At 41.4% G+C, this 12,756-nt stretch carries 13 protein-coding genes; 3 read left to right on the top strand and 10 right to left on the bottom strand.

Annotated elements, in window-relative coordinates; translation table 11 throughout:
- Positions 1–437 precede the first annotated feature (437 nt).
- Positions 438–1,598, bottom strand: a complete 1,161-nt coding sequence (locus tag HFD99_RS20940) for a trans-sulfuration enzyme family protein (RefSeq protein WP_123797193.1) — start codon at positions 1,596–1,598, stop codon at positions 438–440.
- 232 nt (positions 1,599–1,830) lie between these two features.
- Between HFD99_RS20940 and HFD99_RS20935 the strand changes: the two genes are divergently transcribed.
- From HFD99_RS20935 to HFD99_RS20925, 3 genes are read left to right on the top strand one after another with little or no spacing between them, the layout of a single operon-like run.
- Positions 1,831–3,450: a spore germination protein gene (locus HFD99_RS20935; protein ID WP_123797192.1), complete on the top strand. Its 1,620-nt coding sequence runs from the start codon at positions 1,831–1,833 to the stop codon at positions 3,448–3,450.
- Between the two features lie 9 nt (positions 3,451–3,459).
- Positions 3,460–4,668 (top strand): Ger(x)C family spore germination protein, encoded by a 1,209-nt coding sequence (locus HFD99_RS20930; protein WP_123797191.1) that lies wholly within the window; start codon positions 3,460–3,462, stop codon positions 4,666–4,668.
- Positions 4,669–4,691: 23 nt separating this feature from the next.
- Positions 4,692–5,798, top strand: coding sequence for a GerAB/ArcD/ProY family transporter (locus HFD99_RS20925; protein WP_090891140.1), 1,107 nt, complete (start codon positions 4,692–4,694; stop codon positions 5,796–5,798).
- A 125-nt stretch (positions 5,799–5,923) separates the two neighbouring features.
- Here HFD99_RS20925 and HFD99_RS20920 read toward each other — a convergent pair whose 3' ends face one another.
- The 9 genes from HFD99_RS20920 to HFD99_RS20880 all read right to left on the bottom strand — a co-directional run bounded on the left by HFD99_RS20920 (position 5,924) and on the right by HFD99_RS20880 (position 12,732).
- Positions 5,924–6,604 carry a YetF domain-containing protein gene (locus HFD99_RS20920; protein ID WP_123797190.1) on the bottom strand — a complete coding sequence of 227 codons (681 nt, stop codon included), beginning with the start codon at positions 6,602–6,604 and terminating at the stop codon, positions 5,924–5,926.
- Between the two features lie 181 nt (positions 6,605–6,785).
- Positions 6,786–7,052, bottom strand: coding sequence for a metal-sensitive transcriptional regulator (locus HFD99_RS20915; protein WP_016819043.1), 267 nt, complete (start codon positions 7,050–7,052; stop codon positions 6,786–6,788).
- A gap of 76 nt (positions 7,053–7,128) precedes the next feature.
- Positions 7,129–7,644 (bottom strand): DsrE/DsrF/DrsH-like family protein, encoded by a 516-nt coding sequence (locus tag HFD99_RS20910; RefSeq protein WP_107735055.1) that lies wholly within the window; start codon positions 7,642–7,644, stop codon positions 7,129–7,131.
- Positions 7,641–8,231 (bottom strand): sulfurtransferase TusA family protein, encoded by a 591-nt coding sequence (locus HFD99_RS20905; protein ID WP_107735054.1) that lies wholly within the window; start codon positions 8,229–8,231, stop codon positions 7,641–7,643. The genes HFD99_RS20910 and HFD99_RS20905 overlap by 4 nt, the downstream gene beginning before the upstream one ends.
- Before the next feature lie 207 nt (positions 8,232–8,438).
- Positions 8,439–8,966 (bottom strand): TetR/AcrR family transcriptional regulator, encoded by a 528-nt coding sequence (locus tag HFD99_RS20900; protein ID WP_025364836.1) that lies wholly within the window; start codon positions 8,964–8,966, stop codon positions 8,439–8,441.
- A 144-nt stretch (positions 8,967–9,110) separates the two neighbouring features.
- Positions 9,111–9,899 carry a DUF4309 domain-containing protein gene (locus HFD99_RS20895; protein WP_107735052.1) on the bottom strand — a complete coding sequence of 263 codons (789 nt, stop codon included), beginning with the start codon at positions 9,897–9,899 and terminating at the stop codon, positions 9,111–9,113.
- A 119-nt stretch (positions 9,900–10,018) separates the two neighbouring features.
- Positions 10,019–10,645, bottom strand: a complete 627-nt coding sequence (locus tag HFD99_RS20890) for an HXXEE domain-containing protein (protein WP_025364834.1) — start codon at positions 10,643–10,645, stop codon at positions 10,019–10,021.
- An 18-nt stretch (positions 10,646–10,663) separates the two neighbouring features.
- Positions 10,664–11,254: a TetR/AcrR family transcriptional regulator gene (locus HFD99_RS20885; RefSeq protein ID WP_016819037.1), complete on the bottom strand. Its 591-nt coding sequence runs from the start codon at positions 11,252–11,254 to the stop codon at positions 10,664–10,666.
- 245 nt (positions 11,255–11,499) lie between these two features.
- Positions 11,500–12,732: an aminopeptidase gene (locus HFD99_RS20880; RefSeq protein WP_123797189.1), complete on the bottom strand. Its 1,233-nt coding sequence runs from the start codon at positions 12,730–12,732 to the stop codon at positions 11,500–11,502.
- Positions 12,733–12,756: the final 24 nt, after the last annotated feature.

Genomic DNA, 12,756 nt, shown 5'->3' with positions numbered 1-12,756 from the left:
AACTCTCCATTAAAGACGTTACAAAGTAACGTCAACCTGTTTCATCTTCATCCACTCCTATGAGAAGAACCGAAGATGAAACAATATAGAAAGAGCGATTAGCTCATGTTGAAACTGACGAGAAAAAATATCTCTTTTGGATTTTATAAACAAAATCCGTACTCACTCGTTGTTCAGTTTTCAAAGATCAACTCAACAGCCGTTTAACTGGCTGGATATATAATTTATCACGTGTATACCCATCAAGCAAGTTGTAATTTTTCCCAGTAAATAATTTGTGTTTCTACGCAGTGTAATTTTTTACTGAACCACGCCTACACATAATGATTTGTCTATAACAACCGAAGGTATAAACGTTATAAATCATAAAACCAGAAGCTCTTTATTGATGGAACTGCTGCTTTCGCTTTTTTTACATAAAATCCTGAAATGATCGCTTAGCTTAAAGCTGTAGCTAGATCTTCTATTAAAAGTTCAGCAGGTTCATGCCCTACAGCCAAGCGTATTAACGATTCGGGCATGTGTTGTTTTTTTAGACTCTGCTTATTGAACCCGTAGTTCGGTGAGATCACCTGGCTCTCCATAGCCCCCCACGATACACCGATCCGAATTAGTCTCAGTTTATTGATCACTCTGCATATATCCTCATAACCCGAATCTTTTAGTTCAAAGCTGAATAATCCGGCATACCCTTTAAGCTGTCTACATGCCAGCTCATGCTGTGGGTGAGAAGGAAGTCCAGGATGATTTACTTTAGAAATGGCCGGATGATCTGATAGAAAACGGGCAACCAACAGAGCATTCCTTTGATGGGCTTCCATACGGAGCGGGAGTGTTCTTAGCCCCCTAATGAGTAGCCAGGCTTCAAAAGGGGCTAACGAACCGCCAATCAATTCATATTCTTCAGCATACATACGATTTATTATCTCTTTAGAAGCGATTACTGCCCCTGCAATTAAATCATTATGTCCCCCCAAGTACTTGGATGCGGAGTGAACGACGATATCAACGCCCCATTCCAATGGTTTTTGGTAAAGGGGTGTAGCCCATGAATTATCTATGATTGTGCGTATACCCTTCGCTTTGGAAAGTGAAGTTACCTCCTGAATATTTACCATATCGAATGTAAACGAGGTAGGAGACTCCATAAGAATAGAACGAGTCTGCGGTTGGATGGCATTAGCAACTGCTTCCGTAGAAGTCGAATGTACAATGGTGTAGTTTATATCGAACTTCGTTAAGTATTTGGCTAGGCTGACGGAAGTTTCATATATATGTCCGACCAGAATCAAATGGTCCCCTGCGGATAAGCTACACATTAGAGCGGCACTGATAGCAGCCATTCCGGAAGCAAAACATTTGCAGTCCTCCCCACCTTCTAGCGCAGCAATCATTTGTTCTGCAATCCGAACGGTAGGATTGGTTCCTCTCGAATAGACATAATGCTCCTTCTCATGATTAGCCGCTTCAGCATAGTCTTCGTAGGTATCAAAGAAAAATGGAGCAGTCTCATAAATAGGAGGAGCAGCAGCCTTAGCAAAATACCCTAGTTCGTCCTCAAATCGGAGACAGATAAGCTGATCATCCGAGAAACTCAAATCTGATCACCACTTTCTAAAATTTCAAAACCATAAGAGGTAGTCTCCTCAATCCGGGACTCAAATATTCTATAAGTCAAATTGCTTTGGACCTGTGCTGTTTAATTTTCGAAATATGGGGAGTTATGAGGCTTCCAAATGTCTTTCACTAAGTATCCAATTCATAAAAATAGCGTATATTTTTGGGTTGCAGGGCAAAGATATGCTTTATCAATATAGAGGGGGTTTACTTGTGTTAACACGTTGGATTAGAAATGTTCTGAAGCCTGGAAAAAGGTACACACAGGATATCGAAAAATCCAAACAGCAGGCCTCTTCAGAACCCATAAATCCATCATTAACACATACACTATCTTTACTTAAATTAAAACTCGGACAAAGCTCTGATTTTATCATTCGTGATTTTTCCGAAAGTTCTATCCATGCTGGACATCTCGCCGTTTGTTATATTGAGGGGCTGATTGACCAAAACTTGCTTTCCGATTTAATGGAGGGCTTAATTACAGAGTCGGTCTCCGCAGCTTCTTTTAAGCTTGAAGAAAATACCGCAGTTTCGCTAATAAAAAGAACAATCCCATCAGGAAATATTCAAATGATACACTCGCAAAATGAAATTTATCAATCCATCCTCTCCGGCAATGCTGTCATTGCTATCGATGGAAGTACATATGCCCTGGCAGTTTCCATCGGCGGCGGAGTAAGACGAGCTATTCAGGAACCCAGTACCCAAACCGTAGTGCGGGGTCCTAAAGAAGGATTTACGGAGGATATCTCAACCAACATCACACTGATCAGAAGAAAATTGCGGACACCTGACCTTAAATTTGATAGTCATATTATTGGGCGATATACACAAACTAAAATCATTTTAGCTTACATTGAAGGTGTCGCTAATCCAGAAGTAGTGCATGAAATTACTAAACGGCTTCAATCCATTGATACAGACAGCATACTTGAAAGTGGCTACATCGAAGAATTCATACAGGATGAACCACTTAGTCTCTTTCCCACCATGCTAAACTCAGAGCGTCCGGATACAGTCGCAGGTAGCCTTTTAGACGGACAAGTAGCTGTTCTGGTCGATGGGACGCCATTCGCTCTGATTGCACCTGTAACCTTCTTTAATTTCTTTCAGACGGCCGAAGACTACTACCAGAGATATGACATTTCAACTTTTTTAAGGGCTCTTCGTGTGGTATCTTTTCTAGTCTCATTGTTGCTTCCCTCTCTATTTATAGCCTTGACGACTTTCCAACAGGAAATGATCCCCACCACGCTGTTAATTACGCTGATGGCTCAACGGGAAGGAACTCCTTTTCCTGCATTATTGGAAGCTTTAATGATGGAATTGATGTTTGAAGTGATTCGTGAAGCAGGTGTGCGAATGCCACGGGTCATCGGACCAGCCGTTTCCATTGTAGGAGCTTTGGTTATCGGGCAGGCAGCGGTGCAAGCCGGACTGGTCTCAGGTGCAATGGTTATCGTTGTTGCCTTCACTGCTATATCGAACTTTGTCATCCCGTATTTTGGTATGGCTTCAGCAGTCAGGTTGTTGCGTTTTGCACTTATGCTACTGGCAGGGGCTCTGGGCTTATTCGGTATTCTGATAGGAATTATCCCCCTTCTTGTTCATCTTGTATCTCTCAAATCATTCGGAGTTGATTATTTTGTGCCCTACAGCCCCACCTTTAAATCTAATATGAAGGACCTTATCATCAGAGCTCCGTGGTGGGCTATGAAAACCAGACCTAGCGAAAAAACGGGACATAACCAGACAAGACAGGCAGCTCACCAATACCCTGCTAGTTCGGATGAAATCAAAAATAATGACAAGTCTGATACCCAAAAATAGGAGAGATCAATGGTGCGGCAATTAAGAGTTAGTTATGTTCTGTTTATTGCAGGATTATTACTTACAGGGTGCGTAGATCGTACAGAATTGAACGAATTAGCCATCACAACAGCAACTGGAATTGATGGACATAAAGGCGACTGGATCAATACCTATCAAATTATAATTCCATCAGCCATGTCGACTGGATCAGGTGGTTCTTCCACCGGGGCATCGCAAAGCGCTGTACATACCTTTTCTACACATGGAAAAACATTGAGAGAGACCGTTATGAAGAGTAGCCTGGAATACCCACGTAAACTATATTTCGCCCAAAATAATATACTCGTTATTGGAAAAAAAGCAGCAGAACAAGGCATTGAAGAGATTATTGATATTTACCTCCGCAACCTTGATTCACGAGAAACTGTAAAAGTATTCATTGCCAACGGAGAGGCTCGTGATTTTTTGAGAAAGCTTGTACCACCAGAGAAAATTCCTGGTCAAGCTTTAGAAAAAATTGTAGAAAGAGATAGCAAATTAGGATCGATTTATCCTGCACTATCCATGTATGAATTTATTTCAAAAATCAGCTCCGATAGTGGTGCAGCCGGAGTTCCAGAAATATCTCTTGAGGGCACCGAACCCGAGAAACTAGATTCCGTTGATGTTTTCAAGGAAACCTCCGCCAAAAATAAACTCAAGTTATCGGGCTTAAGTATTTTTCAGAAAGACAAGAGAGTCGGCTTCCTAAATGAAAAGGAAAGTATGGGGGTTTCATGGTTAAACAACCAGATTAAAAACACTACTGTAAACTATGTGGATGGAAATGTTATGTCCGCTTTCCTCATCCGGAAAGCCAAGGTTAAGGTTACGCCAATCAAGAATTTAAATCATTATTACCTCAACGTTGACGTTAAAGCTACTGGTGATCTTCTGTCAGCCTCTTCGCAAAGAGAAATGAAAGATATGCAAAGTATACATCAATTGCAGATGCAAGCAGCGGAAATAATCAAATTACAAATTCAGGAAGGCTGGAAAGCCTTACAGCAAAAGAATATCGACCTTATTGGTGTTGGAAATAAAATTCATCACAAGTATCCAAAAGACTGGAAAAAAATAAAAGAGACATGGCCTGAAGAGTTCGCAAACATGGATATAAAAATAGGTGTGAAAATGAAGCTTGCACGTCCGGGATTATTCGAAAAATCTTTTAACGAACTGTTGAAAAATGAATAAGCAGGGAGAGGTGAATTGAAGCAATGCGTAAAAATACAATCCGAGTATCCGAGCTGATCATTTGTATGTCTTTGTTTGAGGTTGGAAGTACAACTTTGTTTTTAATGGGAGCTGAAGCAAAGCAAGATGCTTGGTTAGTTATGTTGGTAGGAGCTTTAGCAGGACTTCTTCTGCTAAAGCTCCATCTTGCTATTCACCATCAAGATCCTGATTTGGATTTGTTCATGTTGTTTCGCCGTTACACAGGGAAATATGTGGGTACAATCATTAACTTACTTTTTGTGATGTATTTTACATATGAAGCATCTCGAAACATACGCGATTTAGGCGAGGTAACAGTAATGACTTTGCTCCGCCAAACCCCTTTGTGGATCATCATCTTGATCACAATCGTGGTCGTATCCAACACGGTTCGTTACGGCTACAAAGCATTGTTCTTATTTTGCTTGTTCCTTTTCCCTTTTTTTGTACTTGGATACGCCATAATTAGTATATTAATTCCGGCAACTGGTCTCTTTCACTTGGAAAATTCTCTTCCGGTTTTAGAGGAAGGATGGAAACCCATATTTAAAGCCGCTATTCCTGAGCTGATCTCCTTTCCATTCGGACAAACTGTGTTATTTCTTGTATTTTATCCGCTTGTACATAAAGGCCGGAATCTCACAAAACCCGTTTCCTTTGCCTATATCATGACCGCACTTGCTCTAACATTTGTTAATCAATTGGATATTTTTGTTCTCGGACCCAAGATCGCCGCCAATAGCACACTTCCTCTTTTGGAAGCCGTTCAGTTGATTGAATTAGCAGATCTGTTCGAACGAATGGATGCCCTTTTCACCTTGCTTCTTTTTCTTGGCTTGATCATCAAAATGTCTTTATTTTTTAATGGTGCTGTGATAGGACTAGAAAAAATAACCGGAGTCGGATTTAAAAAATGGATTCTTCCCCTGGCAGCACTTATTTATGGTCTTTCTTTTTTGTCCCCTAACTATATTCATCACATGGTAATCGGTCGAAAATTTGTTCTTAATTCCTGGTTTCCTATTTTTCAAATTTTCCTCCCTTTGTTACTGTTTACCGTTATTGTTATTAAAAAAAGAAAAAAGACAAATAAACAGTCCTCTTCATAAGGATACGGTAGTTCAATACTCCGAAGTTATGCCTCTATCTCAGCAGCTACACCATACACGGTAAGAAGCGCAGAACTATAGTATGTCTATCATTCAAGTATACAGCCTCTTTTATTGTGCTTTTTCTATTTCATCGGCACGATGTGAAGTGTCCCATCCTCGCTAAATTCTGCATAGGCAATCTCGTCGATACTATCATATCCCTGCTCTCGCACCTTTACTTTAATCTGTTCAATATCGATTGACTTCCCACGCATAGATTCATTTAGCAACCTTCCCTTATCAATGACAGTAACAGAAAAAAGGTCAGGCTGTGCATCGATTCCCATATCCTGAGCGGCGGGTGGCTCGTATTCGGGTTTGCGCATGACTGACAATGAGCCGTTCGTCTCTAGAGTAGCGTACCAGACCTCACGCAGAGTAAAAATATTTTGCTGGCGTAGCATGGAGAGTAGCTGTGTAAATTCTATATCATATTTCTCCAGCATTTTTTGATTAACCTGCCCTTTATCTACGAGCAGCACTGTTCGACCTTCTGCCATATATCCAAATTTCACAAAATGGGTCGTCGCTTTCTCGAAAAAGTAGGCCAGCGCGCACCATAGTGCTAGAGCAAACAAAAGATGCCAGATCGTCACCTTATCGTCATATAACGTATTCCCTACAATTTCGCTTAATACCAATGAGGTCAGAAAATCGAGCGGTGTTAACTGGCTGAGTGTTTTTCGACCTGTAATAAAAGTAATAAGCCATAGGCCAAAAAAGCTGATGATCAATTTGACACCAATTGTGACAAATACCTCCATACATATACCCTCCGAAAGAAGTTATTTCTCTTATGGGTTATTTACACTCGTATACTTCTGTATAAACAGAGGCTTATTCCATTCCTAAAGTTGTCCGAAAAAAAGCCCGCCGCCAGATATAGGCAGCGAACTTTTTTAATTACGGCTATTATATATTCTTTGTTTTCGTGTATTCACATAATTATCTACTTTTCACCAGCAGCTGAATTGCTTCTTTAACCAGCTTATCTGTATCTCCTCCAGCTTCTCGCTCTTCCAATATACAACGTTGCAGATTTTCTGCTACAATTTGGGCTATTGCTTTATCTGATGCGTTGCGTACAGCTGATAGCTGGCTGACTACATCCTTGCACGACTTTCCCTCATCCATTAAACGAAGCACCCCACGCACCTGGCCCTCAATCCTCCTCAAGCGCGTTTTCAGTTCATCACTGTAATTGTAATCCATAAGTAATGCACTCCTTTTCTGACTTACCATATACACGTATAGGTATATTATAAACCAAAAAAGTAAATAGAATACCCTAAATAAATAGATTCACCTTCCCCTGTGAAGCATCCCCCAAGTAGGCGGCCACTCCAGCATACTCCAGACCATCTATTAGCTCTGCTTGCTGCAGTCCTAATAGATCCATTGTCATGGTACAAGCAACGAGCTTGATGCCCTGCTCTCGTGCCAACTCTATAAGCTGCGGCAAGGAAAGCGCATTGTGCTTTTTCATGACATGCCTGATCATCTGTGGTCCCAGTCCGACGAAATTCATTTTGGAAAGTGCTAGCTTTTTCGGTCCACGAGGCATGATCCAGCCAAAGGCTTTTTCGAGCATTCCTTTATTGGAGCGTATGAGTTCATCCTTACGCAATATATTTAGTCCCCAAAATGTAAAGAAAATAGTTACTTCATGATCATATGCCGCCGCTCCATTCGCAATAATGAATGCAGCAAGTGCCTTATCCAGCTCGCCGCTGAATAATATAATCGTTGTTTTGGGCTGAGCTTGCTCTTGATTCTCTGCATAAGTTCCTGCTGCTGTACTCATATAGAATCGCTCCCCATTGTTTCTCCTGCCCAGTCGGATATGCCTGAAAGCACAGATTTGACGTTTTTAGCTCCTTTGTCTGCCAACAAGCGGCAGGCCCTTTCACTGCGTGCTCCAGCTTGGCAGATCACTGCGATCTCTTCTTCCAAGTTAAGTTCAGAAAGTCTGTTCTCCAGTTCGCCAAGAGGGATATGTTTAGATCCAGGGATATGTTTAAGCGCGAATTCGGCGGGTTCACGAACATCGAGCAAAATGAAGTTCTCTTTTAAAGAACATTTTGCTTGTAGCTCTTCATGGCTTATCGTAGAAGAAAATATTTGCTCCTTCATCACTTCAGCCGGATTTGCTTTGCGTAAATAATGTCGCATTACATCTCCTTCTTGGAGAGTGCCCAAATATTGATGTCCAGTGTTTTTAGCCCAGCTCTGAAAATCGGCTAATGAACCTTTGTCAGTCGCTTGAACCTCCATAATCTTTCCGGGAACGAGGTCATTCATAGCCTTTTTTGTTTTTACAATAGGCATAGGACAAGCTAGCCCTTTGCAATCAAGAATATGATCTGCTTGGATATTGTTAATTGATGACATTCTATAACCTCCGCCTTTTTTTGTGGGTTAGTCTAGCACTATTTTCTTTATACATATACCCCTATGGGTATAAGAATAACGAGACTCGCTTCCCTTGTCAACCTAGTTAGCTCCTTTCGCTCAGAAACTAACGAATTTATGCCTTGTACTAACTAAAAGCAAACAAAAAAAGCCGCACAAAAGCGCGACTCTACTGCATACATAAAATTAATCGTCTATTTTCATCAGTTCTGGTAGATCCAGCGACATCGAGATATTACATAGCATGCCTCTGGCGAGAAAAAGCATCGTTTTTTCCATGGCTTGTTCAATATCTGCCTGCCGGAAAGCATTATAGACCGTCGTATGGATCTCACGTAGCCCCTGTTGCATCACGGTTACAACCACATCCTCACGGATCGTCTGCGCCTGCATTTGTAAGAGTATTTCATTGCGATAGTCCATCATAATTTGCGAATAGGCTGCAATCAGTTCTTGCTCTAACTGCTCAGACGAAGCCGAATGAATGACCTGGTGAAAAGAGTTTATGATGCGTGCAAATGAAACCTTCAACGCTTCAATAAGCAAAGCTTCCTTGGTAGCAAAAAAGCGGAAAACATAGGGCTGAGAAATATTGGCCCGTTCCGCAACTTTGGCCGTTGTAGCTCGATAGTAGCCCATCTCTGCAAAGACTTCGATAGCAGCAGATATGATTTCCTTTTGGCGATTTATTGATGTTGATGTAGCTTTAGCCATATTTTCTCATCCTTTGTTTGTTACATTTTCCTAGTAGTGATTAATCAATTACTAATTAGTATAAATGTCACACTCTAAAAATGCAATCGACCAAAAAAGTCGCCTCCCTAATCATGATGGAAACGACTCCTTTGGCACACTCCATTATGGCGTCATCGTGTTAAAGTATAACCGAACATAATTGACCTTTTGCGTTTTGATTTGATAAGAAAATACTAAATAATAACTAAGATCTGACGTGTTGTTGATCGTATAATTAGCTTCTGCTGTGCCGGATGTGTCTTTAGAGGTGTCAATTGTTTCTGTGGGCTGGCCTAGTTCGCTAATAACTTGATTAATAAGCAACTTTTTATATTGTGGGTCGAAAGAAGTAATTTCTGTAACTTTGTCACTTCCATCCAGTATGAGATCTGTATGATATTTGGCGTAACTTCTCATAGGGCCTGTAGAACCAGAATCGGATTTCCCCCATAGCTCGAACAACAGATCGCTGCTCGTTCCTAGACCAAGACCTTTAGGCAGATGAGGCAACGTCCCCTGCTTGGCTGCGCTCATTATAGCAGTCGCGGAGCCGTGTTTACTGTCAGGTGTGGCTGTACTACTAGCAGGTTTCTGCTGTGTCGAGGTTAAACCTTGATCAGACTTTTTTCCAGGTTTCTTGGAATTTTCTGCATCCGCACTAGGCTTACTGATATCTGTATTCGTCTTGTTATTGGGAGTATCTTGCTCATTTGTATTGATGTCTGTGTTCTGATCTGTTGAATTACTGGCAGATGGTGTGGCTGATTTTGTTGTAGATGGAGCAATTGAGCTTGCTTCTCCACTATTGCCGCATCCTGTCATTACAGCAAAACCGATTGCTAATAAAGCGCTGGTAGTAACTAGCTTGCAAGCTAACTTTTTACGATTGCGAGATTGATGTATAGGTTTCATTATGAGATCACTCTTTCCTTGTTCTTGAGTACAAACCAAGTGTAACCGAACCTCGTTTCGAGAATACCTCTACTTGTATCCAACTTGTAAACAATAGCGTTATAAATTTCTAATACATCCTACCTGCGATCGTAAGCGCCTAGCTGTTGTTTAGAAAAGGCGTAAGGGGAGTCACTCTTCTTCAACCATATATTCCCTTTCACAATAAAAATGTATATAGCAAAAACAAAGTAGATTGTGCCTGCAATCCAGTCTATTGCCGTAGGAATGTCTCGCTTTACAATTTCATGGATATACCAGATTCCGACAGGGACATGCAGGAGAACTGCCGTACACAAACCGGGATTATATACAGTTTTTGCTTTGAGATTGACAACAATTCCGTGCCAGATGACCTGAAAAAATCCCATCAACACAGGTGCGAGTCCAAGCCAGATTACGTGGGGAAACCAGACGGGGAGTAGATAAAATACATAGGCAATTGCCACATTAATGATCATCGCTGATTGAGTGTTCAAGGGGTAATGATCCGGGGCTTCACTTTTAAACAAAACATTGTTAAATAAACCCGCAAAATATCCGGGCCAGCGGTATTCTTCAAATTGGTGAAACAAAATTGCCACAAAGCTTAACCACAGTATGCCTGATAGATCCGATAAGATGGCTGAATTCATAAGCAAAACAATACATACAGCCACTCCAATGATGCCTCCTGCATCTTGCCAATATTTTCTCAAAAATTCCATGGTATTCACCCCTGAGATTTATTTTTGATCAAAATATCTTTCAAACAGCAGGTTTAATTGTTCCTCTATTGTAGGCATTTCCACAACTGCTCCAGATTCAAGAATTGGACTCATCAGTGCAGGCAGAAAAATGGCTCCGAATATTTGCAGCATCATAGCTAACAACCGCTCTGGCTGTTGCTCACCTGTTAGCTCCTTGATTGTGTTCTGGACCTTTGGAAACCCCATTATGTTTAAAAATCTTCCGTATTCCTGTTGAGATGTAAAGGGCGTGCTGCCCATCACAATAATTCGTGATAGTAGCTCTGGATATTGGCGAATGACCTGTAAATAGTTAAGTAAAAATTGTTTCAGTCTATCTTGCGGGGGCATCGCTGTATTGTCCAAAACAGAAAATGTGTGCTGAAAGCTGTTTAGGATCACTTCGATAGCTTCGCTGAGCAAATTTTCTTTGGAGCCAAAATAATAATTAACTAGAGAAATATTAGTACCAGACAGGTCAGCAATTTTTCGGATTGTAACCGCCTCGAAACCTTTCTTTTGGATAAACTCCAGCGTAGACTGTAGAATTTTTTCTTTGGTCTGTTGTTTTTTGTCTGGGTGACTCATCTTTTTCCTCCTCCTGTTTAGTTTAATCCTAAGGACAAATGAAACGGACTACTTTAAGCAAAACAACAATTTAAGCAAAAATTAAAACGATATTTAAAACACTGTTTAAATTATTGTTTGAACTTAGCTTAGCACTTTACATTTCACAAAACAAGTAAAGATATGAGAATTAGGCTATGAAAAAACCCGCAAAACGAATCAGATCGTTTGCGGGTTGAGTGAAGTGAGATTAAGAAAAGACTAAACTAAATTGCCCAATTTCCTTTGCGGAACACAGCCTCTGTGCTTCCGCCTTGCAGTTCACCATCAATATCCAGCTCGGCTGAGCCGATCATAAAGTCAACATGAGTCAGGCTGACATTGGCACCGTTCTGGAGTAACTCCTCCCGGTTCATTTGTGTCCCATTTTCGATATTAAATGGATACGCACTGCCTAGGGCCAAGTGACAGGAGGCATTTTCGTCGATACCTGTATTATAAAAGATGCGATTGAGATTGGAAATCGGTGAATCGTGCGGCACCAGGGCAACTTCTCCCAGATAGCAGGCCCCTTCATCTGTAGCGAGCAAATGAGTGAGATGCTGCTCGCCGGATTCTGCTGTATATTCGGTGACCTTACCGTCCTTAAAGGTAAACGTAATGCGATCTACCAGTTGCCCATTTAAATTAAGTGGCATGGTACTTGTGATGTGGCCATTGACACCTGTACGCTTAGGCATTGTGAACACTTCTTCTGTCGGCATATTTGCCACGGTATAAATTCCTTGGGCGTTTTCACCGCCGCCACCACGCCAAATATGTCTTTCGGCCAATTCAATTTTCAAATCTGTTCCTGGTGCACGATAATGGAGGCTTTTATAGTTTTTATGATTCAGCTTGTTTTGTAGCTGTTCGAGATTGTTTAAATGCCCCTGCCAATTTTGAATTGGATCGGAGCCGTCTACACGATTCATTTGGAAAATCGTATCCCACATGACACGAATTCGGTCCTCTTCTGCTATATCGGCAAATACTTTATCTGCCCAAGCCTTCGTCGGCGCTTTAATCAGGCACCAGCTAATCTTAGCATTCCGCGTATAGTGAGCATAGCCTTCTCTCGCCGTAGCCGCCGCCTTTGTTGCGCGTGAAACGTGTTCCGGGTCAATACCTTGATATAAATCCGGGTTCGGCACTTTAATCGTTAGCGTAGCTCCACCCTCTTCGGCGAATTTCTCCATCATGTCTGCTTTCCAAGCAGGATAGTAATCAAAGCTGGCTTCGTCACCATGTTCAAAACGACTGCGTGTAATGGAATCGTCCTCAAACTCTACCTGTACATATTTAGCGCCTGCTTCATAGGCTTTGCTGACAATCAGGCGTGTAAACTCAACAGTTTCCAGTGGTGCAGTTACCAACAACGCCTGTCCTGGCTGAATGTTGACCCCTACTCTTACGACCAGTTCTGCGTATTGCTCCAACAATGATTCAAATGTACTCATTTTTCCACGCTCCTATTCCGTTTT

It is taken from the genome of Paenibacillus sp. EKM301P (genome assembly GCF_011800295.1).
Classification (GTDB): domain Bacteria; phylum Bacillota; class Bacilli; order Paenibacillales; family Paenibacillaceae; genus Paenibacillus; species Paenibacillus polymyxa.
This window is presented reverse-complemented; position numbering and strand designations above follow the sequence as displayed.

What these genes read in the sequence shown, in the direction of transcription:
- HFD99_RS20930 (WP_123797191.1), top strand. Translation starts at nt 3,460, where the DNA reads ATGGTGCGGCAATTAAGAGTTAGTTATGTTCTGTTTATTGCAGGATTA.
- HFD99_RS20925 (WP_090891140.1), top strand. Translation starts at nt 4,692, where the DNA reads ATGCGTAAAAATACAATCCGAGTATCCGAGCTGATCATTTGTATGTCT.
- HFD99_RS20920 (WP_123797190.1), bottom strand. Translation starts at nt 6,604, where the DNA reads ATGGAGGTATTTGTCACAATTGGTGTCAAATTGATCATCAGCTTTTTT.
- HFD99_RS20915 (WP_016819043.1), bottom strand. Translation starts at nt 7,052, where the DNA reads ATGGATTACAATTACAGTGATGAACTGAAAACGCGCTTGAGGAGGATT.
- HFD99_RS20910 (WP_107735055.1), bottom strand. Translation starts at nt 7,644, where the DNA reads ATGAGTACAGCAGCAGGAACTTATGCAGAGAATCAAGAGCAAGCTCAG.
- HFD99_RS20905 (WP_107735054.1), bottom strand. Translation starts at nt 8,231, where the DNA reads ATGTCATCAATTAACAATATCCAAGCAGATCATATTCTTGATTGCAAA.
- HFD99_RS20900 (WP_025364836.1), bottom strand. Translation starts at nt 8,966, where the DNA reads ATGGCTAAAGCTACATCAACATCAATAAATCGCCAAAAGGAAATCATA.
- HFD99_RS20895 (WP_107735052.1), bottom strand. Translation starts at nt 9,899, where the DNA reads ATGAAACCTATACATCAATCTCGCAATCGTAAAAAGTTAGCTTGCAAG.
- HFD99_RS20890 (WP_025364834.1), bottom strand. Translation starts at nt 10,645, where the DNA reads ATGGAATTTTTGAGAAAATATTGGCAAGATGCAGGAGGCATCATTGGA.
- HFD99_RS20885 (WP_016819037.1), bottom strand. Translation starts at nt 11,254, where the DNA reads ATGAGTCACCCAGACAAAAAACAACAGACCAAAGAAAAAATTCTACAG.
- HFD99_RS20880 (WP_123797189.1), bottom strand. Translation starts at nt 12,732, where the DNA reads ATGAGTACATTTGAATCATTGTTGGAGCAATACGCAGAACTGGTCGTA.